Origin of the sequence: Halomonas zincidurans B6 (assembly GCF_000731955.1) — a bacterium.
GTDB lineage: Bacteria > Pseudomonadota > Gammaproteobacteria > Pseudomonadales > Halomonadaceae > Modicisalibacter > Modicisalibacter zincidurans.
The window spans coordinates 1,950,366-1,972,135 of sequence record NZ_JNCK01000001.1 but is presented as its reverse complement, the minus strand read 5'-3'; the positions used below and the strand labels follow the sequence as shown (position 1 = coordinate 1,972,135).

19 protein-coding genes, 1 tRNA gene and 1 pseudogene are annotated in these 21,770 nt (G+C 62.4%); 18 read left to right on the top strand and 3 right to left on the bottom strand.

The window, feature by feature from the left end; all coding sequences use genetic code 11:
• Nucleotides 1-53: 53 nt before the first annotated feature.
• The 3 genes from HALZIN_RS0109275 to HALZIN_RS0109265 all read left to right on the top strand — a co-directional run bounded on the left by HALZIN_RS0109275 (nucleotide 54) and on the right by HALZIN_RS0109265 (nucleotide 1,314).
• A complete protein-coding gene (locus HALZIN_RS0109275; RefSeq protein ID WP_031383942.1) occupies nucleotides 54-614 on the top strand; it encodes a nitroreductase family protein in 561 nt (186 codons plus the stop codon).
• Nucleotides 602-1,132 (top strand): YiiD C-terminal domain-containing protein, encoded by a 531-nt coding sequence (locus HALZIN_RS0109270; protein WP_328286630.1) that lies wholly within the window; start codon nucleotides 602-604, stop codon nucleotides 1,130-1,132. The genes HALZIN_RS0109275 and HALZIN_RS0109270 overlap by 13 nt, the downstream gene beginning before the upstream one ends.
• 94 nt (nucleotides 1,133-1,226) lie before the next feature.
• Nucleotides 1,227-1,314: transfer RNA gene (locus HALZIN_RS0109265), tRNA-Ser, on the top strand.
• A gap of 164 nt (nucleotides 1,315-1,478) precedes the next feature.
• Here the strand turns inward: HALZIN_RS0109265 and HALZIN_RS18690 are convergent.
• Both HALZIN_RS18690 and HALZIN_RS17485 read right to left on the bottom strand, forming a co-directional pair.
• A pseudogene (locus HALZIN_RS18690) lies at nucleotides 1,479-1,724 on the bottom strand (IS30 family transposase); the annotation flags it as partial.
• 33 nt (nucleotides 1,725-1,757) lie between these two features.
• Nucleotides 1,758-2,135: a transposase domain-containing protein gene (locus tag HALZIN_RS17485; protein ID WP_084173461.1), complete on the bottom strand. Its 378-nt coding sequence runs from the start codon at nucleotides 2,133-2,135 to the stop codon at nucleotides 1,758-1,760.
• Nucleotides 2,136-2,332: 197 nt separating this feature from the next.
• On the opposite strand from HALZIN_RS17485, the gene HALZIN_RS0109255 reads away from it, so the two are divergent.
• From HALZIN_RS0109255 to HALZIN_RS0109240, 4 genes are all read left to right on the top strand, one after another.
• Entirely contained in the window at nucleotides 2,333-3,844 is a 1,512-nt protein-coding gene (locus HALZIN_RS0109255; RefSeq protein ID WP_031383939.1) for a CoA-acylating methylmalonate-semialdehyde dehydrogenase, read from the top strand.
• A 107-nt stretch (nucleotides 3,845-3,951) separates the two neighbouring features.
• Nucleotides 3,952-5,616, top strand: coding sequence for a GMC family oxidoreductase (locus tag HALZIN_RS0109250; RefSeq protein WP_031383938.1), 1,665 nt, complete (start codon nucleotides 3,952-3,954; stop codon nucleotides 5,614-5,616).
• Between the two features lie 514 nt (nucleotides 5,617-6,130).
• Nucleotides 6,131-6,739: a L,D-transpeptidase family protein gene (locus tag HALZIN_RS0109245; RefSeq protein WP_231663153.1), complete on the top strand. Its 609-nt coding sequence runs from the start codon at nucleotides 6,131-6,133 to the stop codon at nucleotides 6,737-6,739.
• Between the two features lie 112 nt (nucleotides 6,740-6,851).
• Nucleotides 6,852-7,130: an Lpp/OprI family alanine-zipper lipoprotein gene (locus HALZIN_RS0109240; RefSeq protein WP_231663154.1), complete on the top strand. Its 279-nt coding sequence runs from the start codon at nucleotides 6,852-6,854 to the stop codon at nucleotides 7,128-7,130.
• A gap of 99 nt (nucleotides 7,131-7,229) precedes the next feature.
• Here HALZIN_RS0109240 and mfd read toward each other — a convergent pair whose 3' ends face one another.
• The gene (mfd, locus tag HALZIN_RS0109235) at nucleotides 7,230-10,679 is read right to left on the bottom strand and encodes a transcription-repair coupling factor (protein WP_031383935.1); all 3,450 of its coding nucleotides are present in this window, start codon (nucleotides 10,677-10,679) and stop codon (nucleotides 7,230-7,232) included.
• 256 nt (nucleotides 10,680-10,935) lie between these two features.
• On the opposite strand from mfd, the gene HALZIN_RS0109230 reads away from it, so the two are divergent.
• The 11 genes from HALZIN_RS0109230 (at nucleotide 10,936) to HALZIN_RS0109180 (ending at nucleotide 21,770) form a co-directional block, all read left to right on the top strand.
• Nucleotides 10,936-12,405, top strand: a complete 1,470-nt coding sequence (locus tag HALZIN_RS0109230; RefSeq protein ID WP_051907452.1) for a glyceraldehyde-3-phosphate dehydrogenase — start codon at nucleotides 10,936-10,938, stop codon at nucleotides 12,403-12,405.
• A 293-nt stretch (nucleotides 12,406-12,698) separates the two neighbouring features.
• Nucleotides 12,699-14,051 carry a Na(+)-translocating NADH-quinone reductase subunit A gene (locus HALZIN_RS0109225; RefSeq protein WP_031383933.1) on the top strand — a complete coding sequence of 451 codons (1,353 nt, stop codon included), beginning with the start codon at nucleotides 12,699-12,701 and terminating at the stop codon, nucleotides 14,049-14,051.
• Complete coding sequence (locus tag HALZIN_RS0109220) at nucleotides 14,051-15,283, top strand: NADH:ubiquinone reductase (Na(+)-transporting) subunit B (RefSeq protein WP_031383932.1); 1,233 nt, start codon at nucleotides 14,051-14,053, stop codon at nucleotides 15,281-15,283. The genes HALZIN_RS0109225 and HALZIN_RS0109220 overlap by 1 nt, the downstream gene beginning before the upstream one ends.
• Nucleotides 15,280-16,068: a Na(+)-translocating NADH-quinone reductase subunit C gene (locus HALZIN_RS0109215; protein ID WP_150113104.1), complete on the top strand. Its 789-nt coding sequence runs from the start codon at nucleotides 15,280-15,282 to the stop codon at nucleotides 16,066-16,068. The genes HALZIN_RS0109220 and HALZIN_RS0109215 overlap by 4 nt, the downstream gene beginning before the upstream one ends.
• 3 nt (nucleotides 16,069-16,071) lie before the next feature.
• Entirely contained in the window at nucleotides 16,072-16,740 is a 669-nt protein-coding gene (locus HALZIN_RS0109210; protein ID WP_031383930.1) for an NADH:ubiquinone reductase (Na(+)-transporting) subunit D, read from the top strand.
• Between the two features lies 1 nt (nucleotide 16,741).
• The gene (gene nqrE / locus HALZIN_RS0109205; RefSeq protein ID WP_031383929.1) at nucleotides 16,742-17,362 is read left to right on the top strand and encodes an NADH:ubiquinone reductase (Na(+)-transporting) subunit E; all 621 of its coding nucleotides are present in this window, start codon (nucleotides 16,742-16,744) and stop codon (nucleotides 17,360-17,362) included.
• 25 nt (nucleotides 17,363-17,387) lie between these two features.
• Nucleotides 17,388-18,623, top strand: a complete 1,236-nt coding sequence (gene nqrF, locus HALZIN_RS0109200) for an NADH:ubiquinone reductase (Na(+)-transporting) subunit F (RefSeq protein WP_031383928.1) — start codon at nucleotides 17,388-17,390, stop codon at nucleotides 18,621-18,623.
• On the top strand, nucleotides 18,620-19,708 hold the full coding sequence (locus HALZIN_RS0109195; protein ID WP_084173459.1) for an FAD:protein FMN transferase: 1,089 nt from the start codon (nucleotides 18,620-18,622) through the stop codon (nucleotides 19,706-19,708). Before nqrF ends, HALZIN_RS0109195 begins: the two co-directional genes overlap by 4 nt.
• Nucleotides 19,705-19,962: a (Na+)-NQR maturation NqrM gene (nqrM, locus tag HALZIN_RS0109190; RefSeq protein WP_031383926.1), complete on the top strand. Its 258-nt coding sequence runs from the start codon at nucleotides 19,705-19,707 to the stop codon at nucleotides 19,960-19,962. Before HALZIN_RS0109195 ends, nqrM begins: the two co-directional genes overlap by 4 nt.
• Before the next feature lie 67 nt (nucleotides 19,963-20,029).
• Nucleotides 20,030-21,421: a Si-specific NAD(P)(+) transhydrogenase gene (gene sthA, locus HALZIN_RS0109185; RefSeq protein WP_031383925.1), complete on the top strand. Its 1,392-nt coding sequence runs from the start codon at nucleotides 20,030-20,032 to the stop codon at nucleotides 21,419-21,421.
• 64 nt (nucleotides 21,422-21,485) lie between these two features.
• On the top strand, nucleotides 21,486-21,770 hold the full coding sequence (locus tag HALZIN_RS0109180; RefSeq protein ID WP_031383924.1) for a YrhK family protein: 285 nt from the start codon (nucleotides 21,486-21,488) through the stop codon (nucleotides 21,768-21,770).

Sequence of the window (21,770 nt, the reverse complement as noted above, 5' to 3'; positions counted from 1 at the left end):
GTTGCGGTAAGGTGCCCAGTCACTGAGACATGGTCTCGTTTGAGGAATCTGCCATGGAAGCGATGACGCTGCTCCACGAACGCAGCTCGATGGGCAAGCTGGCCGGTCCGGTGCCGGACCGCGAACAGCTCGACGCGCTCTACCGTGCGGCGTTGCGCGCGCCGGATCACAAGGAGCTGATGCCGTGGCGATTCATCGAGTTCAGTGGCACCGGGCTTGATCGCCTGGGCGAGCTGTTCGCCGAGAGCGAGGCGCACAGTAATCCCCAAGCCGACGAGAAACAGCTGGAATCCACGCGCAAGAAGCCCAAGCGGGCGCCGCTGATCATCGCCGTGATCGCCCGGGTGACGCCGGATCTGGCCAAGGTGCCGCCCATCGAGCAGGTATTGTCGGCTGGATGTGCCGCCCATGCTATCGTCCTGGCCGCCCAGGCGCAGGGACTCGGGGCGATGTGGCGCACCGGCAGCTTCGCGTTCGACCCCGTGGTGCGCGAAGGGCTGGGGTTGGCCGAGCACGACGCGATCGTCGGCTTCATCTACCTGGGCCAGCCCGGGGGGCGCTTCAGGACGCCACCGGTGCGCGATCCGGCCGATTTTGTCGAGTGCTGGAGCTGATGGCGGGGCGCGAGCCCGGCACGGCCTACCCGTCGTTGGCGTTGCCAGAACCAGGGCAGCAAGACGATCTGCTGCTTTTTCAGCAGTGGCTCGAGACGGCAATACCGATGGCGGGGCGTTTCGGCATGCAGCGCCTTTACTGGCAGGACGCCACGCTGCTTTGCGATGTATATCTCGCACCCAACCTCAATGACAAGGGAACCGGCTTCGGCGGTTCGCTGATGGCACAGTCGACATTGCTGGGGTGGTGCTGGACAACGCTCTGGCTGCGCGCACGAGGTTTTCGTCGCGATGTCGTCATCGCCGAGGCGACACAACGTTTTCTGGCCCCGGTCACGGCTGACTACCGGCTTTCGTGTCGTGCGGCGGAGCCTGAAGAGCCTACGCGTTTCGCGGCGCAGCTGGATGCGCACGGCAAGGGGCGCATCAAACTCGTTCAACAGATTCACGTCGACGATAGGCTCTGCTTCGAGGCTATCGGCGACTATGCGGCACGTCCTGTCGGCAGGCGGACTTGAGCCGGAAACCCGCTTGCAATCGAGGGGTTAGCTCGTTATTATGTGCGCCGTTCTGACGGACAAGCTGTGGCTTCGGTTCGCCAAGACAATCTGCGGAGGGGTGTCCGAGTGGTCGAAGGAGCACGCCTGGAAAGTGTGTAAGTCGCAAGGCTTCGAGGGTTCGAATCCCTCCCCCTCCGCCACAGAATATAGATAAGCCGCTGATTAAAGCGGCTTATTCTTTGCCTTGATGTTTTTGACCCGCACTTTGATCCACACCTACAGGCTGACTTCCTCTGAAAACTGCAGGATGCTTTTGGACAACCCTTCCCTTGCCTTACTCTTTTCCTCGCTGATTGGGCCAACCGGCGAATTCCGACTCATTGTCCAGCTTGATGGGCTGGACCGCACCCCGACGAGGTTTCAGTAGGCGTATCATGGCCGCTTTCGTCAGCTCCGCCGAGATCCTGGGCAGTCGTGCCGCCAGCAGATAGCCGCTACGCCGCTCGACCAGCGTGACCAGGCCTGATTGGTTTTGTCCTTGGATCACAGTGTCGGCCTCCCAGTGGCCGATGAAGCGCCGGCCATCGACCTCAGCCGGTCGTTGCTTAATGGTAAGCGCCGTTAAACCGTAAGCGTCTGGCGATCAGCAGGATTGCGGCAAAGGCGTGATATCGGCCATCGCTAGCTGCTGGGGCAGCAAGGCTCGGACGGCGTCTTCGGTCCTGGCACGCGGCAAGTGCTCGAAGACGTGGGTCAGGTAGGCATGGGGATCCAGGCCGTTGGCCTTGGCCGTTTCCACCAGGGTGTAGAGCATGGCACTGGCGTCGGCGCCCTTGGGACTACCAGCGAACAACCATCCCTTCCTGCCGATGACGAAGGGGTGGATGGTATTCTCGGTGGCGTTATTGTCGATGGCCAGGTAGGTGGTCAGCTGCGGCCAGAGGTTCCGCGCATAGCGGCTCGGAGGCCACGGACGGCCTGACCGTCTCGTTGCCTTCCCGCGCCACGGTGACGAAGGCACGCAGGGTCTGTAGCTTCTGCATGGTGACGTATCTCCCTCCCCGCGCGTCCTTTATATTTATAAAGCTTATATCACGGTTAGAAATTACTCGATTGATCCTGGTGACGATGCCGCTAGTCTGGGCGCCAATGGCATCTTTTCCGAAGCCAGGAAAGCCCCTGTCACGGATCTGACCAACGATACAATATGAGGTGACCATGAGCACAGCCAGCATCCAGCATTATATCAATGGGCAAATATCAGCCGGCGAGTCCGGCGCGAGCCAGGACGTCTTCAACCCGGCCACCGGCCAGGTGACCGGCCGGGTGGCCCTGGCGTCCCCGGCCGATGTGGACACCGCCGTGGCCGCCGCCCGGGCCGCTTTCCCGGCCTGGGCCGATACGCCGCCGATTCGCCGCGCGCGGGTGATGTTCAAGTTCCTTCAGCTGCTCAATGCCCACAAGGACGCGCTGGCCGCGGCGGTCACTCGGGAACACGGCAAGGTGTTCACCGATGCCCAGGGCGAGGTGGCGCGCGGCATCGACATCGTTGAGTTCGCCTGCGGCATCCCGCAGCTGCTCAAGGGCGACTACACCGAGCAGGTCAGCACCGGCATCGACAACTGGACGACCCGCCAGCCGCTGGGCGTGGTGGCCGGCGTCACCCCGTTCAACTTTCCGGTCATGGTGCCGATGTGGATGTTCCCGCTGGCCATCGCCGCCGGCAATAGCTTCGTCCTCAAGCCCAGTCCGCTGGATCCCAGCGCCTCGCTGCTGATCGCCGACCTGCTCAAGCGAGCCGGGCTGCCGGATGGCGTGTTCAACGTGGTACAGGGCGACAAGGACTCGGTGGAGGCGCTGATCGACCATCCCGACGTCAAAGCGCTGTCGTTCGTCGGCTCCACTCCGATCGCCAACCTGATCTACGAGCGTGGCGCCCGCCACGGCAAGCGGGTCCAGGCCCTCGGCGGCGCCAAGAACCACATGGTGGTAATGCCCGATGCCAACCTCGACAAGGCCGTCGATGCCCTGATCGGCGCGGCCTACGGCTCCGCCGGCGAGCGCTGCATGGCGATCAGCGTGGCGGTGCTGGTGGGCGACGTGGCCGATGAGCTCGTGCCGCGGCTGGCCGAGCGCGCGAAGGCGCTGAAGATCAAGAACGGCCTGGAGCTCGATGCCGAGATGGGCCCCATCGTCACGGCTCAGGCGCACCAGCGCATCACCGGTTACATCGACAAGGGCGTGGCCGAGGGCGCCGCGCTGGTGGTCGACGGCCGTGACTTCGACCCGACCACCACCGGCGAAGGCTGTGCCGAGGGCTTCTGGATGGGCGGCACCCTGTTCGATCACGTCACCCCGGAGATGACCATCTACCGCGAGGAGATCTTCGGGCCGATGCTGGCCTGCGTGCGAGTGCCGGATGTCGCCACCGCCATCCAGCTGATCGACGATCACGAGTTCGGCAACGGCGTCAGCTGCTTCACCGAGAGCGGCAACGTGGCCCGCGAGTTCGGCCGGCGCATCCAGGTCGGCATGGTGGGCATCAACGTGCCGATCCCGGTGCCGATGGCCTGGCACGGCTTCGGCGGCTGGAAGCGCTCGATGTTCGGTGACACCCACGCCTACGGCGAGGAGGGCGTGCGCTTCTACACCAAGCAGAAGTCGATCATGCAGCGTTGGTCGAGCTCCATCGAGCACGGGGCCGAGTTCGCGATGCCGACGTCCAAGTAACTTCTTCCTCAACGACCGACAGGCATGCCGGCCAGTCAGCTGTCTTCCACCCGCTGACTGGCCAGCGCCACCCCGCTGGGGGGCTACATGCCGAACGAGAGCATGCCATGGCTGAACACTCCAACGACAAGCAAGCCTTCGACTATATCGTGATAGGTGCTGGCACCGCCGGCTGCCTGCTCGCCAACCGCCTGAGCGCCGACCCGGCCAACCGGGTGTTGCTGATCGAGGCGGGGGGGCGCGACAACTACTACTGGATCCACATCCCGGTGGGCTACCTCTACTGCATCGATAATCCGCGCACCGATTGGCTTTTTCGCACCGAGCCCGATCCCGGCTTGAACGGTCGCTCGCTGATCTACCCCCGCGGCAAGACCCTCGGTGGCTGCTCGAGCATCAACGGCATGCTCTACATTCGCGGTCAGGCCCGGGACTACGATGGCTGGGCCGAGCTCACCGGCGACGATGCCTGGCGCTGGGAGAACTGCCTGCCCGACTTCATGAAGCATGAGGACCATTATCGCCTGGATGAGGGAGGCGATGCCGACGCCGCCCACCGTGACTTCCACGGTCACGGCGGCGAGTGGCGCATCGAGAAACAGCGCCTGAGCTGGCAGGTGCTGGATGATTTCGCCACCGCCGCCGTGGAAGCCGGCATGCCACGGACGCGCGACTTCAACCGTGGCGACAACGAGGGCGTCGACTACTTCGAGGTCAACCAGCGTGCGGGCTGGCGCTGGAACACCTCCAAGGCCTTCCTGCGCGAGGCCCAGAAACGGCCCAACCTGACCCTCTGGACCTCCACCCAGGTGCTGGGGCTCAAGGTCGAGAAGGGCGAGGGCGGCGAATCGCGTTGTCGTGGCGTGAAGGTCGAGCGGGCCGGCGAGACCGTCGTGGCGACGGCCAGCCGTGAGGTGATCCTCTCCGCGGGCGCGATCGGCTCACCGCAATTGCTGCAGCTCTCGGGGATCGGCCCGGCAGGGCTGCTGGCCGAGCATGACATCTCCGTGGTGGCCGAGCTCCCCGGCGTGGGGGAAAACCTGCAGGACCACCTGCAGATCCGCTCGGTGTACAAGGTGACAGGGGCCAAGACCCTCAACACCATGGCTAACTCGCTCATGGGCAAGGCGAAGATCGGCCTGGAATACGCCCTGAAGCGCTCCGGCCCGATGAGCATGGCGCCGTCCCAACTGTGTGCCTTCACGCGCAGCTCCGAGGACTACACGCACCCCAATCTCGAGTATCACGTCCAGCCGCTGAGCCTGGAGGCCTTCGGCCAGCCGCTGCATGACTTCCCGGCCATCACGGCCAGCGTCTGCAACCTCAACCCCACCAGCCGCGGCACGGTGCGCATCAAGAGTCGCGACCCGCGCCAGGCCCCAGCCATCGCGCCCAACTACCTGAGCACGTCCGAGGACCGCCAGGTGGCAGCGGATTCGCTGCGGGTCACCCGACGCATCGCTTCCCAGCCTGCCTTCGCGAAATATTCGCCGGAAGAGGTCAAGCCAGGGGTGCAGTTCCAGAGCAACGAGGACCTGGCACGGCTGGCCGGCGACATCGGCACCACCATCTTTCACCCGGTGGGGACCGCGAAGATGGGGCGAGACGACGACCCCATGGCGGTAGTCGACTCTCACCTTCGAGTGAAAGGTATCCAGGGCCTCAGGGTCGTGGACGCCAGCGTGATGCCAACCATCGTCAGCGGCAACACCAATTCACCGACCCTGATGATCGCCGAGAAGGCAGCGGAATGGATACTCGCATCTCGATAACGCCTCGAAAATGACTCTGCAAGAGAGGTAGGTAGGGCAAGTACGCGCAGGAAGCCTTCAAAAGTGCATGACGTTGTCTACCGGGCGCAATGCACCTGGATCAAATGGTTGAGGCGACATTCCCAGAGAGGATACTTCTCTTGGGGGAAGGCCAACGTACTGTTCAGACACCTACCCTTGCCAAAGGCAAGGGTTGTGCATCGGCAAGTCTTTCAGTGAATCTGATGATTGAGGAGCCGGGTGCGTCAATCGCGCATGCCCGGATCTGTGGGGGACCGGGTCGAGCAATCGCCCAGTTTACCCGACCGAATGATAACCTTCGAATCCGCCGGGTGATGCATGGCTTCTTCTGTAGACGATCGGAACCGGCCGGATTGCAGAACGATGTGCTCGTCGGGGCGATGATGCATCGAAGCGAGAGCAATTTTTGAGAATTTTATGGTCATGTCAGTGGCACGGTTAGCTGGCTTCAGGTGCGGGAAATGGTAGGCTCAGGTACTAGGTGGAGTTGCAAGTGACGGCTCTGGTCGGTTGGGAAATTTCCGGGAGAGTATATATGACAGGACGAATTGTAGCCGGCTTGATCTTGAGCCTGCTATTGATCCTGCCGTCGACGGGCCAGGCGCTAACGCCCCGACAGGGTGAGATCTGGCTGCTGATCGATGAGGCCACCTCGACGTTGCACGTCTATCGGGGCGAGCGTGAAATCGAGCGCTTTCAGCCCATATCGGTGGGACGGCGCGGCGTTTCCCAGACGCGCTTGCGGGGTGACATGACGACACCGGCGGGCGAGTTCCGGATCAACTGGATCAACCGCGACAGCGATTTCAATATCTTTCTCGGGCTCGATTACCCCAATCTGGACAACGCGCGCGAGGCGAAGCGCAGCGGTGTGTTCAGCGAAGTCGAATTCAATCGCTATCTTGATTATTATCGCCGAAACGGCGCGCCGCCACAGGATACCGTCCTGGGGAGCAATATCGGGATCCACGGGTTGGGCAAGTCCGATCCCGCGATCCATGAGCGATTCAACTGGACTGAGGGTTGTGTCGCGGTCACCAATCGCCAGATCGAACGCTTGGCGGATTTGGTGCAACTTGGCACAACGGTTATCATCCGCTAGTTTCTAGGATGGAAGTGATGCATAGTGGTCGGCATCATGAAAAACCAGATTCATGACGGCCAAGAGCCGATCATGAAAGCCTGCCCAGCAGGAATTAACCAAGAACCAAGGAATGATGGAGATGATTATGACAAATAGTCTCAGCAGCACTCTCAAGCTCTCCGCGATCGGTCTGTCCCTGCTGGTGGTGTCAGGCTGTGCCGCTCAGGGCGGCGAGCAGCAGTCATGGATGGACAAGACGGATTCCGACGTTGCAGAGGCACGCAGCATGGCTAACGAAGCTCTGGGCACCGCAAATTCTGCTCAGCGCGATGCCCAGGCTGCACTGAAGATGGCTCGCGAAAACCGTCAGGCCATGGATCGCATGTTCCAGAAGTCCATGCAGAAGTAAGACGCTGACTTAATCGTGCCGCCAAGGGCGGCACGATTAATGATGTTCAGGAAGGCCCTGTCGATTGTGATGGGGCCTTTTGCGTTTCTTCAACCTGGATCAGGCGGCCTCGGCCTTGCGGTTGAGGTTTTCCAGCAAGGTCTCGAGAGTGGCGAAACGTTGCTCGGGATCGGCCATCTCGGCGTTGAAGCGCAGGGTGTCGGCGCCGTCGAGTCGATAGTGTTGCGGATCCTGTTGAATCAACTGAACCAGCGTCATGGGATCGATCGCCGGGCTGGCGCCGAAGATGATGCGACCGCGCTCGTCGCCGGCCTCGAGACGCACGATGCCCAGGCGCTCGGCGCGCTGACGCAGCCGTGTCTGACGGAACAGCGTCTTGACCGGGTTCGGCAGCAGACCGAAACGATCGATCATCTCCACCTGCAGTTCCTTGAGGTCGGCTTCATTTTCGGCGTTGCTGATGCGCTTGTACATGATCAGGCGTTGCTGGACGTCGTGCAGATAGTCGTCGGGGATCAATGCCGGCAGGTTGAGGCTGACTTCGACCCCTTCGTCCAGCGGTGCCTCGATATTGGGCGTCTTGCCGGCACGAATCGCCTTCACCGCCCGGTCGAGCATCTGCATGTAGAGGCTGTAGCCGATAGTCTCCAATTGGCCGCTCTGCTCGTCGCCGAGCAGCTCGCCGGCGCCGCGAATCTCCATGTCGTGGCTGGCCAACGTGAACCCGGCGCCAAGATCCTCGGCCTGGCCGATCGCTTCCAGGCGCTTGATGGCATCCTTGCTTATTGCCTTGGGCGCTGGGGTGAGCAAGTAGGCATAAGCCTGATGGTGGCTGCGACCGACCCGGCCGCGCAGCTGATGGAGCTGGGCGAGGCCGAACTTGTCGGCGCGCTCGATGATGATGGTGTTGGCGCTGGGCACGTCGATGCCGGTCTCGATGATCGTCGAGCAGACCAGCACATTGAAGCGCTGATGATAGAAATCGGACATGATTCGCTCGAGGCTGCGCTCGGGCAGTTGACCATGCGCCACGCCGACCCGCGCCTCGGGAATCAGCTCGCGGACCTTCTCTGCCGTCTGCTCGATGGTCCTGACCTCGTTGTGCAAGAAGTACACCTGCCCGCCTCGCAGTATCTCGCGGAGCAGCGCTTCCTTGATCACCGCCTCGTCGCGCTGCTGCACGAAGGTCTTCACCGATAGCCGGCGCGCCGGCGGCGTGGCGATGATCGACAGGTCGCGGATACCGCTCATCGCCATGTTCAGGGTGCGCGGTATCGGCGTCGCGGTCAGCGTCAGGATATCGACCTCGGCGCGCAGGCTCTTCAGACGCTCCTTTTGGGAAACCCCGAAGCGGTGCTCCTCGTCGATGATCAAAAGGCCCATGTTGGGCAGCTTGATACTCTTGGAAAGCAGCTTGTGAGTGCCGATGACGATGTCGGCGCGGCCTCCCTCGATGCGCTTGAGCGTATCGGCCTGGCCCTTGCCGCCGGTAAAGCGCGAGATCAGCTCGACCTGGACGGCGGTGTCGGCGAAACGATCGCGGAAATTGTCATAATGCTGCTGAGCGAGCAGGGTGGTCGGTACCAGTACCACCACCTGGCGCCCCGAATGCACGGCGAGAAAGGCGGCGCGCATGGCGACTTCGGTCTTGCCGAAGCCGACATCGCCGCAGACCACTCGATCCATCGGCTGGCTGGCCGTCATGTCGCCGATCACCGCATGGATAGCGGCGCGCTGATCGGGGGTTTCCTCGAACGGGAAACTTGCGGCGAAGCGCTGGTACTCCGCCCCGGGCGGGTCGCTGGCGAAGCCTTCGCGTGCCTCGCGGCGGGCATAGACATCGAGCAGCTCGGCGGCGGTGTCGCGGATGCGCTCGGCGGCTTTCTTCTTGGCCTTGTCCCAGGTATCCGAGCCGAGCTTGTGCAGCGGCGCCAGTTCATCGCTGGCGCCGGCATAGCGCGAGATCAGCTGCAGGCTGTCCACCGGCACGTAGAGGCGTGCACCGTCGGCGTACTCCAGGGTCACGAACTCGGCGGCCTGACCGCCAACCTCGATGGTTTCCAGTCCCAGATAGCGACCCACGCCATGCAGTTGATGGACTACCGGCGCGCCGGGACGCAACTCGGAAAGATGGCGCACCGCCAGCTCGTTGTCGTCGGTGGCCTTCTCGCGGCGCCGGCTCTGACGCACTACCTCGCCGAACAGCTCGGTCTCGGTGATGATGGCGAGATCCGGCTCGTCGAGCACCAGGCCCTCGCTGAGCAGGCCCTCGGTGATCGCCAGGCGTTGATCGCCGGCAATGAACGTCTGCCAGTCGTCGATATGCGGCATTTCAAGATGCAGAACGGCCAGCGTTTCCTCCAGCGCCTCGCGCCGACCACGGGATTCGGCGACGAACAGCATGCGCTGCTCGGGATGAGCGGCGAGATACTCCTGCAGCGCGGCCAGCGGCTGTTGGGCGCGGGCGTTGATGGCGACCTGTGGCGGGGCCTTGGCCAGCGGCTGCTGGGCATGCGGATGAGCGTCGCTGTCGACCAGTTCGAGACGCGGCTTGGCCTTGATCGCGGCGAACACCTCGGCCACCGGGATGAAGGCCCGCGCCGGCGGCAACAGGGGGCGCGTCGGATCGACACCGAGATTCTCGTAGCGGCTTTGTATCGAGCCCCAGTGGTGTTCGGCAGCGGCATGCACGCCAGGCAGCAGGGCGACGCGGGTGCCCTCGGCGAGATGCTCGAAGAGCGTCGCCGTCTCCTCGAAGAACAATGGCAGGTACTGTTCGAGCCCCGGCGAGGGGATGCCCTTGATGGCGTCGCTGTAGAGCGGGCACTGGCGCGGATCGACGTCGAACAGCGTCTCGAAGCCTTCGCGGAAGCAGGCGATCGCCGAGCGCGACAGGGAATATTCGTGGGCCGGCAGCAACTCGACCGACTCGACCTTGTCGGCGCTGCGCTGGGTGTCCGGGTCGAAGCGGCGCAGGGTATCGATCTCGTCGTCGAACAGATCGATGCGCAGCGGCGTTTCACTGCCCATCGGGTAAAGATCGATCAGCGCGCCGCGCAGGGCGTATTCGCCGGGCTCGTAGACGGTCTCCACGGCCCGGTAGCCGGCACGTGACAGACGTTCGCGAAAGCCCTCGCGGTCCAGCGTCATGCCCACTGTCAGGGTGATGACCCGCCCGGCGATATAATCGGTGGGCGGAAGCCGCTGCATCAGCGTGTTGACCGGCACCAGGACGATGCCTTCGCGGGCTTCCTGCAGGCGGCGCAGGGTGCGCAGGCGCTCGGAGACGATGTCCTGATGAGGCGAGAAGCTGTCGTAGGGCAGCGTCTCCCAATCGGGAAACGGCAGCACCGGCACGCGGGCGAAAAAGCGCAGTGCGCTTTCCAGACGCTGCGCGCTGGCGGTATCGGGAGTGATCACCAGCAGCGGCGCATCGTCGGCCAGGCGGGCGAGAGTCAGCGGGCCTGCGGCGCCCGACGGTGCCCGGCAATACAGGGTATGACGGTGATCGTCGGGAAGCGGAGGAGCCAGGGGTGAAAAAGTGGGCATGGGTCTTTGCAACGTAACGACGTGGTGGCGATGCGCTAGATCATAACAGGGCGGCGCTATCGGCGGACAATCGGACCGTACGATCATGGATCGTTGTCGAAAATAGTGTCCGCCTTGCCCACAAGCGAGTTTGTAGTCAACCCCGCTTTTCTGTAGTGGTCCTACAGCGCATGCGACCATCCAGCGATTGAGCATTCTAGCCTGGCAAGGATAATGAACGGATCATTGTTCGCGATTCCGAGAAAGGGGCTTCCAGGTGGATCAAGACAAGGCGAGTCAGGACGCACGCGATATCTGTTTCCAGGAATGGCAGGAAAACGAGGCGCTGGCCGAGGAGATGATTCCGCTGCTCGGCCAGTTGTACCGCAAGTACAATGTGGTGCCGTCGCTGTACGGTCGTTCGCTGATCATCCGTTCGGTGATCCGCATCCTCAAGAACCACCGCTACGTCAAGAAGGTCGAAGGGACCGAGCTGTCGGTGCGCGATACCTTGCCGTTCATCAAGGCGATGACCGAACTCGAACTGGGGCCGGCGCACATCGATCTGGGCAAGCTGGTCGTCGCCTTCAAGCGCAGCGGCCGCAGCGATGTCAAGGCCTACCTGGGCGAGGAACTCGGCGAGCTGGTCGGCGCTCACGGTACCAACGGCATGGGCGGCGCACCCAAGGATGTGGTGCTCTACGGCTTCGGGCGTATCGGGCGTATTCTGGCGCGGATCCTGGTCGAGAAGGCGGGCGGCGGCAATCTGCTGCGGCTGCGCGCCATCGTCGTGCGCGGCGCAGGCGACGATCTGGAGAAGCGCGCCAGCCTGCTGCGGCGCGACTCGGTACACGGGCCTTTCGCCGGCTCGATCAGCGTCGATCATGAGAACAGCGCGCTGATCGCCAACGGCCAGGTCATCAAGGTCATTCACGCCGATTCGCCGGCAGACATCGATTACACCGAGTACGACATCAACAATGCGCTGGTGGTCGACAATACCGGCAAGTGGCGAGACGAGGAGGGCCTATCGCAGCACCTGGCCAGCAAGGGCGTCGCCAAGGTGATGCTCACCGCGCCGGGCAAGGGCAACCTCAAGAACATCGTCTATGGCATCAACCACACGGACATCGGCGACGACGACCGCATCATTTCGGCGGCGTCCTGCACCACCAACGCCATCGTTCCGGTACTCAAGGCGATCAACGACGAGTTCGGCATCAGCCATGGCCATGTCGAGACGGTGCACTCCTATACCAACGATCAGAATTTGATCGACAACTACCACAAGGGCGACCGCCGCGGACGCAGCGCGCCGCTCAACATGGTGCTGACCGAGACCGGCGCCGCCAAGGCGGTCGCCAAGGCATTGCCCGAACTTGCCGGCAAGCTGACCGGTAACGCCATTCGCGTGCCTACGCCGAACGTCTCGATGGCGATTCTCAATCTCAACCTGGCCAGGCCGGCCGACGTGGCAAGCGTCAACGCCTACCTGCGCCAGGTGTCGCTCGATTCACCGCTGCACAAGCAGATCGATTACGTCGATTCGCCGGAAGTGGTGTCGTCCGACTTCGTCGGCAACCGTCACGCGGGGATCGTCGATGCCAAGGCGACCATCGTCGATGGCAACAATGCCGTGCTGTACGTCTGGTACGACAACGAATTTGGCTATAGCTGTCAGGTGGTGCGGATCCTGCAGTCGATGTCCAACGTCAATTTTCTCTACCTGCCGCGTACCCGCGATTGAGTTCTCACTCCTTGGCGGCCACGGCGTGGCCGTTTGCACAGCGCTCCGTAGTGTTTCGACAAAGGCCACCGGTGCGCGTCGCTGGTGGCCTTTCGATGTGCCCCTCTATATAATGTTGGCGACTTTTGGCGCGGTCCGTATGGCCACGGGCCGCTCGAGACAACCTTCTGATAAGAAAAGCATTCGGGCACTGTGACAAGCGCCGTGACAGCTCAGCCGGACGCGGGGCTCGGCATCATGCTGTGCATCGAATCCCTTTCCTTGCTAATCAGATTCGATAACTGGGCGAGACTATGATCGAAGTCAAACGAGGCCTGGATCTCCCCATTGCGGGGGCGCCGGAACAGCGTATCGAGGATGCGCGGCCGGTGCGCCATGTGGCCGTCCTGGGCTCCGACTACGTCGGCATGAAGCCGACCATGGAGATCCGGGAAGGGGACCGGGTGAAGCTTGGCCAGCGCTTGTTCACCGACAAGAAGATTCCCGGCGTGTGCTTTACCGCGCCAGCGGCCGGGGAAGTGGTCGCCATCAACCGTGGCGAGAAACGTCGCTTGCTGTCGGTGGTGATCAAGGTGGACGAGCAGGGCGAACAGGTCGCGTTCACCGCGCATGGCGCCGCGGCGCTTGAGAGCCTGGAACGCCAGGCGGTCGTCGATCAACTGGTCGAGTCCGGGCTGTGGACCGCGCTGCGCACCCGGCCCTATTCGCGCACGCCGGCGCTCGACGCCCAGCCGACGAATATCTTCGTGACGGCGATCGACACCCATCCGCTGGCGGCCGATCCGGCGCTGGTGATCAGCGAGCAGCCCGAGGCGTTCAGCCAGGGGCTGAAGGTTCTCAAGCGGCTCACCGAGGGGCGGGTGTTCCTGTGCCATGCGCCCGATGCCAGCCTGCCGGGCAGCGATGTCGCCGGCATCCAGGCCGAAAGCTTCAAGGGCGCGCATCCCGCCGGCTTGGTCGGCACGCACATCCATTATCTGTCGCCGGTCAGCCTGACGCGTCAGGTCTGGCACGTTGGCTATCAGGACGTGATCGCCATCGGCAAGTTGTTCGCCGAAGGCATCCTCGATACGCGCCGGGTGGTGGCGATCGGCGGGCCGTTGGCCAATCGCCCGCGGCTGGTGCGCAGCCGGCTGGGGGCGAGCCTTCGCGAACTGCTCGACGGCGAGATCGGCGAGGCGGAAAGCGATGCCCGGGTCATCTCTGGCTCGGTGTTCGGCGGCAACATCGCCGAAGGCGCACTGAGCTACCTGGGGCGTTTTCATCAGCAGGTCAGTCTGCTTGAAGAGGGCACCAAGCGCGCCTTCATGGGCTGGCTGTCGCCGGGGCGCAACAAGCACTCGGTGCTCGGTATCTACCTGTCGCGGTTTACCGGGCTCGGCAAGTTCGCGCCGACCACCACCACCAATGGCTCCGAGCGCGCCATGGTGCCGGTGGGCTCCTACGAGACGGTAATGCCGCTGGACATCCTGCCGACTCAGTTGCTGCGCTCGTTGATTGTCGGCGACATCGAAATGGCGATGCAGCTCGGCTGTCTCGAACTGGATGAGGAGGACCTCGCACTCTGCACCTATGTGTGTCCGGGCAAGTACGAGTACGGCCCTATCCTGCGGGACAATCTCACCACGATCGAGAAAGAGGCTTGATGATGGGGATCCGACAGACACTCGACAATCTCGAGCCGCATTTCCACAAGGGGGGCAAGTACGAGAAGTTCTATGCGCTCTACGAGGCGGTGGACACGATCTTCTACTCGCCGCCCGACGTGACGCGGACGACGGCCCACGTGCGCGATGGCATCGACCTCAAGCGGATCATGATCACGGTGTGGTTGTGCACCTTCCCGGCGATGTTCTTCGGCATGTACAACGCCGGGCTGCAGGCCAACCTGGCGATCGCCGAGGGCTACAGCGCCCTGGGCGGCTGGCGCGAAGCCATCACCATGACCCTGGCCGGCGGCAACGACCCGAGCAGCATCTGGGCCGACTTCGTGCTCGGTGCAGCCTATTTCCTGCCCATCTACCTGGTGACCTTCGTGGTCGGTGGCTTCTGGGAAGTGCTGTTCGCGGTCAAGCGTGGCCATGAGGTCAACGAAGGTTTTTTCGTCACCTCGGTGCTCTACGCCCTGATCCTGCCGGCGACGATTCCGCTATGGCAGGTGGCGCTGGGGATCACCTTCGGGGTGGTGATCGGCAAGGAGATCTTCGGCGGTACCGGCAAGAACTTCCTCAATCCGGCCCTCACCGGCCGCGCGTTTTTGTACTTCGCCTACCCGGCGCAGATCTCGGGCAATGCGGTATGGGTCGCGGCCGATGGTTATACCGGGGCGACCGCCTTGTCGACCGTCTACGCCGGTGGCATGGATGCGCTTGATCAGCAGCTGAGCTGGCTCGATGCCTTCTTCGGTTTCATGGCCGGCTCGGTCGGCGAAGTCTCGACATTGGCAATCCTGATCGGCGCCGCGGTGCTGCTGTGGACCCGGATCGCCTCCTGGCGAATCATGCTGGGTACCTTCCTCGGCATGGTCGCCACCAGTGCGCTGTTCAATGCGGTCGGTTCCGAGACCAACACGATGTTCGCCATGCCCTGGTACTGGCACCTGGTGGTCGGCGGTTTTGCCTTCGGCATGGTGTTCATGGCCACCGATCCGGTCTCGGCGTCGATGACCGACAAGGGCAAGTTGATATTCGGTGCCTTGATCGGGGTGATGACCGTGCTGATTCGCGTGATCAACCCGGCTTTCCCCGAAGGCATCATGTTGGCGATCCTGTTCGCCAACCTGTTCGCTCCGTTGATCGATCATTTCGTCGTGCAGGCCAATATCAAGCGTCGCCAGAAGCGTGAGACCGCCGGCGCGATGAGCAAGGAGACTGCCTGATGGCCAGTAACAACTCCGTCAAGAAGACCCTCACGGTTGCGTTCGCGCTGTGTATCGTCTGTTCCGTCGTGGTAGCCTCGGCGGCGGTTGCGCTGCGTCCGATCCAGCAGAAGAACCAGGAGCAGGACCGCATGAGCAACCTGCTCCAGGTGGCCGAGCTCTACAAGCCCGGCCAGGACATTCTGGCACTGTACGACAAACTGATCACCGCGCGGGTCGTCAACCTGAATACCGGCGAATATGCCGAAGACAAGAACCCCGAGACCTTCGATCAGTTCGAGGCCGCCAAGGATCCCGCTCAGTCGCGGACCCTGTCCGGGGCTCAGGATCTCGCGGGTATCGGTCGCCGGGAAAATTACGCTACGGTGTATCTGGTCGGCGATCCGCAGAACCCCGACAAGATCATCCTGCCGGTCCGTGGGCAGGGGTTGTGGTCGCTGATGTCGGGCTACCTGGCGCTGAAAGGGGACGGCAATACCGTAGTCGGTCTGTCGTTCTACGATCAGGGCGAGACACCCGGGCTTGGCGGCGAGGTCGACAATCCCGACTGGAAGGCCCTGTGGGATGGCAAGAAAATCTATCCCGAGAACGGGATGGACCCCGCCATACGCCTGGTCAAGGGCGGGGTCGGCCCCCAGACGCCTGATGCCGAGTACAAGGTCGATGCGCTCTCCGGGGCGACGCTGACCAGTAAAGGTGTGACCAATCTTCTGCAATTCTGGCTGAGTGACGCCGGCTTCGCCGAGTACTTGGCTCGTTTTCGCGCCACGACGCAAGGAGCGTAAGCCATGGCTGCCTATACGCCCAAAGGCGTGCTGACCACGCCGATCTTCAAGAACAACCCGATTGCACTGCAGATTCTGGGTATCTGCAGTGCGCTGGCAGTGACCAATTCCATGAGCACGTCGTTGGTCATGAGCCTGGCGGTCATTGCCGTCACCGCCTTTTCGAGTTTCTTTGTATCGCTGATTCGTAGCCAGATTCCTTCGTCGATTCGCATCATCGTGCAGATGACGATCATCGCCTCGTTGGTCATCGTCGTCGACCAGGTCCTCAAGGCCTATGCCTATGAAATCTCCAAATCGCTGTCGGTGTTCGTCGGCCTGATCATCACCAACTGCATCGTCATGGGGCGTGCCGAGGCCTTTGCCATGCAGAATGGCCCGGTGATCAGCTTTCTCGACGGTGTCGGCAATGGCCTGGGCTATACCGTCATGCTGCTGGTCGTGGGCTTTTTCCGCGAACTGTTCGGCTCCGGCTCGGTGTTCGGCTACACGGTGCTGGCACCCGTCAATGAGGGTGGCTGGTACGTGACCAACGGCCTGATGCTGCTGCCGCCCTCGGCGTTCTTCGTCATCGGCCTGATCATCTGGGGGCTGCGCAGCCTCAATCCCGAACAGGTCGAGGAGAACGAGTTCAAGATCACGACCAACACCAAGGTCAAGGAGGCCGTGTAAAATGTTCGAACAGTACCTGAGCCTGTTCATCAAGGCCGTGTTCGTCGAGAACATGGCACTGGCCTTCTTCCTTGGCATGTGTACCTTCATGGCGGTATCGAAGAAGGTTTCCTCGGCCATCGGGCTGGGCATCGCCGTGATCGTGGTGCTGGCGATCACCGTGCCGGTCAACAACCTGATCCTGAATTACCTGCTGAAGGAGGGGGCGCTGAGCTGGACCGGTATCGAAGGGGCGGCGAGCATCGATCTGTCGTTTCTCGGGCTGCTCAGTTATATCGGCGTGATCGCGGCGATCGTGCAGATCCTCGAGATGTTCCTCGACAAGTTCGTGCCGGCGCTCTACAACGCGCTGGGGGTCTTTCTGCCGCTGATTACCGTGAACTGCGCGATCCTCGGCGCGTCGCTGTTCATGGTGCAGCGCGACTACAGCTTCGCCGAATCGGTTATCTATGGCTTCGGCGCCGGCGCCGGCTGGACCCTGGCTATCGCCGCGCTGGCGGGCATCCGCGAGAAACTCAAGTACAGCGACGTGCCGGCCGGCCTGCGCGGGCTGGGAATCACTTTCATCACCGTTGGCCTGATGTCTCTGGGCTTCATGTCCTTTTCCGGCATTCAGCTGTAAGTACAACGAGATATAGGAATTCGACATGGTCGATACATCGATTATCGTGCTCGGCGTGGTCATGTTCACCGTGGTCGTCATTGGCCTGGTGGCGATCATCCTGGCCGCGCGCAGCCGGCTGGTCAGCAGCGGCGACGTGACGATCCAGATCAACGAGGACCCCGACAACACCCTGACGACACAGGCCGGCGGCAAGCTGTTGCAGACCCTGGCGTCCAACGGCATCTTCCTGTCCTCCGCCTGCGGTGGCGGCGGCTCCTGCGCCCAGTGCAAGTGCCGGGTCACCGAGGGCGGCGGCTCGATCCTGCCGACCGAGGAGTCGCACTTCACCATGGGCGAGAAGAAGGCGGGCTGGCGGCTCTCCTGTCAGGTGCCGGTCAAGCAGGACATGCGCATCGAGGTTCCCGAAGAGGTCTTCGGCGTCAAGAAGTGGGAATGCGAGGTCATCGAGAACCCTAACGTCGCCACCTTCATCAAGGAGCTCAACCTCAAGCTGCCGGAGGGCGAGAACGTCGACTTCCGCGCCGGCGGCTACGTGCAGCTGGTGGCGCCGTCCTACGACATCAAGTTCTCCGATTTCGATATCGACGAGGAATACCGCGGCGACTGGGAGAAATTCAATCTCTTCAACGTCTCCCACAAGAACGACGAAGAAGAAGTGATTCGCGCCTACTCGATGGCCAATTACCCGGAAGAAAAGGGCATTCTCAAGTTCAACATCCGGATCGCCACGCCGCCGCCCGACTCCAGCCATCCGCCGGGGCTGATGTCGACCTACGTATTCAGCCTGAAGCCGGGCGACAAGATCACGGTGATGGGACCATTCGGCGAGTTCTTTGCCAAGGACACCGATGCCGAGATGGTCTTCGTCGGCGGTGGCGCCGGCATGGCACCGATGCGCAGTCATATCTTCGACCAGCTCAAGCGCCTCGAATCCAAGCGCAAGATCTCGTTCTGGTACGGCGCGCGCTCCTGGCGCGAGACTTTCTACAATGACGAGTATGACCAGCTGGCCGAGGAGTTCGACAACTTCGAGTGGCACCTGGCGTTGTCGGATCCGCAGCCCGAGGATAACTGGGAAGGCCCCACCGGCTTCATCCATAACGTGCTCTACGAGAATTACCTCAAGGACCACCCGGCACCCGAGGACTGCGAGTACTACATGTGCGGGCCACCGATGATGAACGCCTCGGTGATCAAGATGCTCACCGACCTGGGCGTCGAGCCGGAGAACATCATGCTGGATGACTTCGGCGGATGAGCGACGGCCAGCGTCGTACACCGACAGGGCCGCATGCGGCCCTGTCATTGATAGTGACACTGGTTGCGGCGTTGGCTCTGGTGTCGTTGGCGGGGTGTGAGCGTGCGCCACAGGTCGAGGCTCACCGCTTCGAGGGGCCGATCTTCGGCACTGGCTACAATGTGACGGTGTATGCCGCACTGGACGAGGCAACCATCGAATCGCTCGATGCGGGCATACGTAGCCAGCTCGAGCAGGTCGATGCGTTGATGTCGACCTACCGGGAAGACTCCGAGCTGTCACGGTTCAACCGCTACCCGGTGGGCGTGCCGTTCTTCCTGTCGCCGGCCACGGCGGAAGTGATACGAGAAGCGCTGCGCATTGCCCGGTTGTCGGACGGCGCTTTCGATGTCACCGTCGGCCCGGCAGTCAACCTGTGGGGGTTCGGGCCCAAGGGGCGTCCCGAGCGGGTGCCAAACTCCGCCGAGCTGGCCAAGGCATTGGCGCGGGTTGATATTGATGCGCTTGTGCTCGAGGGCGATACGCTGACCAAGCGCAAGCCCGTCTACGTCGATCTGTCGGGCATTGCCAAGGGGTATGGCACTGATCGCGTCGCCGACTATCTCGAAAGTCGAGGCCTCGAGGACTACCTGGTCGAGGTCGGTGGCGAGATTCGCACCCATGGCGCCAAGCCGGGCGGCAAGCCGTGGCGCATCGCGGTCGAAAAACCCATCTCCAGCGAGCGAAGTGTGCAGCGGGTCATCGATCTCGGCAACGTCGCGGTGGCCACGTCGGGCGATTACCGCAACTATTTCGTCAGCGACGGTGTGCGCTATTCGCACACCATCGACCCGCGTACGGGACGGCCCATCACCAATCGGGTGGCGTCGGTGACGGTCATTGATGAACGTTGCGCAACCGCCGATGCCTTGGCCACTGCGTTCACGGTGATGGGTGAACGGGCCGGGCTGGAAATGGCCAAACGTGAAAACATTGCAGTGTATTTCGTTGTCAGAACCGATGACGGGTTCGAAACACGCATGAGTCCGGCCTTCGCTCCTTATATGGAAGGAGCCGAGACGGTCGGCGAGGAGGAGGGATCATGACGCTCTGGTTGATAGTTTTCATAGCCATGCTGCTGCTGGTCGCGGCGATGTCGATCGGCGTGATTCTCGGTCGCAAGCCGATCAGCGGTTCGTGTGGCGGTCTGAACAATCTGGGCCTCAAGGATGGCTGCGATATCTGCGGCGGCAAGGACGAGGTCTGCGAAGAAGAAAACCGCAAGCGTGGCGGCCGGACGCGGCGCAGTGCCGATAGCCAGCGTGGGCTTGATCTCGGCTACGACGCCACGCAGCGTTAAGTGATTCGCGGCCAAGCAGTTACCACTCACAAGCAGTTACCACTCAGTAGAGGAGACGCGACAGCCAATGGCAGTGCATAACTACGATGTGGTGGTGATCGGTACCGGCCCGGCCGGTGAGAGCTCGGCGATCAACGCTGCCAAGCATGGCAAGCGCGTGGCGGTGATCGAAAAGCAGCCAGCGGTGGGTGGTAATTGCACGCACTGGGGGACGATTCCTTCCAAGGCGTTGCGTCATCAGGTCAAGCAGATCATGCAGTTCAATACCAACCGCATGTTCCGCGATATCGGCGAGCCGCGCTGGTTCTCGTTCCCCAGGGTGCTCGAGCGCTCGCGAGCGACCATCGAACAGCAAGTCGAGATGCGCACCACCTTTTATGCACGTAACCGGATCGATGTGTTCTTCGGCGTGGCGCGCTTCAAGGATGAGCACACCCTGGTGGTACGCGACAACCACGAAGGCGCCGAGGAACTGATCGCTCAGCGCATCGTGGTGGCTACCGGCTCAAGGCCCTACCGGCCGGGCGATGTCAACTTCCGTCACCCGCGTATCTACTGCTCGGATACCATTCTCGGCGTGTCCCACACCCCGCGAACCCTGATCATCTACGGTGCCGGGGTCATCGGTTCCGAATATGCCTCGATCTTCTCGGGGCTGGGAGTCAAGGTCGATCTGATCGATACGCGTGATCGATTGCTGTCGTTTCTCGACGACGAGATCAGCGATGCGCTCTCGTATCACCTGCGTCAGCACGGCGTGCTGGTGCGCCACAACGAGGAGTACGAGAGAATCGAGGGCGACGAGGCGGGCGTGGTGGTGCATCTCAAGTCGGGCAAGAAGCTGCGTGCCGACGCCTTCCTGTGGGCCAACGGCCGCACCGGCAACACCGATGAACTGGGCCTCGAGAACGTCGGCCTCGAAGCCAACGGACGCGGCCAGCTGCCGGTCGACGAGCATTACCGCACGATGATCCCGCACATCTACGCGGTGGGCGACGTGATCGGCTGGCCGAGCCTGGCGAGTGCCGCCTACGATCAGGGGCGCAGCGCCAGCGACGACTTTCTCGACGAGCCGTTCCGGTTCGTCGAGGACATTCCCACCGGCATCTACACGATTCCGGAAATCAGCTCGGTCGGCCAGAGCGAGCGCGAACTCACCGAGGCCAAGGTGCCCTACGAGGTGGCCCAGGCGTTCTTCAAGGACACCGCACGGGCGCAGATCACCGGCGATACCGTGGGCATGCTCAAGATCCTGTTCCATCGCGACAGCCTGGAGATCCTGGGCATCCATTGCTTCGGCGACCAGGCCTCCGAGATCGTCCACATCGGCCAGGCGATCATGCGTCAGCCCGGCGAGGCCAACAGCCTCAAGTACTTCATCACCACCACCTTCAACTATCCGACCATGGCGGAAGCCTACCGGGTGGCGGCTCAGAACGGTCTGAATCGCTTGTTCTGATTTCTCGAAAAGCCCGGCCCGTCGCGGCGGGCCGGTTCGCCCAATGACAGACAGGAGCCTTGCCATGCGCCGGGAGCGCCATGCCGACAGTCGCGACTGGACCTTCACCATCGGCCATGAAGAGCTGGTCATTCATCAGCGCTATGAAGTCCTCAGCATCGTCAACGACGTCATGCTCGGCGTATGGTTTACGGTGGGCAGCGTGTGCTTCTTCTTCGAAGGCAGCGTCAAGACGCTGGGGGTCTGGCTGTTCGTCATTGGCAGCCTTCAGCTATTGCTGCGCCCGTTGATTCGTCTGCATCGTTACGTGCGCTTCAAGCACCTGCCGGATACCGATCATGACGCCTGA

What these genes read in the sequence shown, in the direction of transcription:
- HALZIN_RS0109195 (WP_084173459.1), top strand. Translation starts at nt 18,620, where the DNA reads ATGAGCGACGGCCAGCGTCGTACACCGACAGGGCCGCATGCGGCCCTG.
- nqrM (WP_031383926.1), top strand. Translation starts at nt 19,705, where the DNA reads ATGACGCTCTGGTTGATAGTTTTCATAGCCATGCTGCTGCTGGTCGCG.
- HALZIN_RS0109180 (WP_031383924.1), top strand. Translation starts at nt 21,486, where the DNA reads ATGCGCCGGGAGCGCCATGCCGACAGTCGCGACTGGACCTTCACCATC.
- HALZIN_RS0109240 (WP_231663154.1), top strand. Translation starts at nt 6,852, where the DNA reads ATGATGGAGATGATTATGACAAATAGTCTCAGCAGCACTCTCAAGCTC.
- HALZIN_RS0109220 (WP_031383932.1), top strand. Translation starts at nt 14,051, where the DNA reads ATGATGGGGATCCGACAGACACTCGACAATCTCGAGCCGCATTTCCAC.
- HALZIN_RS0109225 (WP_031383933.1), top strand. Translation starts at nt 12,699, where the DNA reads ATGATCGAAGTCAAACGAGGCCTGGATCTCCCCATTGCGGGGGCGCCG.
- sthA (WP_031383925.1), top strand. Translation starts at nt 20,030, where the DNA reads ATGGCAGTGCATAACTACGATGTGGTGGTGATCGGTACCGGCCCGGCC.
- nqrE (WP_031383929.1), top strand. Translation starts at nt 16,742, where the DNA reads ATGTTCGAACAGTACCTGAGCCTGTTCATCAAGGCCGTGTTCGTCGAG.
- nqrF (WP_031383928.1), top strand. Translation starts at nt 17,388, where the DNA reads ATGGTCGATACATCGATTATCGTGCTCGGCGTGGTCATGTTCACCGTG.
- mfd (WP_031383935.1), bottom strand. Translation starts at nt 10,679, where the DNA reads ATGCCCACTTTTTCACCCCTGGCTCCTCCGCTTCCCGACGATCACCGT.
- HALZIN_RS0109250 (WP_031383938.1), top strand. Translation starts at nt 3,952, where the DNA reads ATGGCTGAACACTCCAACGACAAGCAAGCCTTCGACTATATCGTGATA.
- HALZIN_RS0109255 (WP_031383939.1), top strand. Translation starts at nt 2,333, where the DNA reads ATGAGCACAGCCAGCATCCAGCATTATATCAATGGGCAAATATCAGCC.
- HALZIN_RS0109210 (WP_031383930.1), top strand. Translation starts at nt 16,072, where the DNA reads ATGGCTGCCTATACGCCCAAAGGCGTGCTGACCACGCCGATCTTCAAG.
- HALZIN_RS0109275 (WP_031383942.1), top strand. Translation starts at nt 54, where the DNA reads ATGGAAGCGATGACGCTGCTCCACGAACGCAGCTCGATGGGCAAGCTG.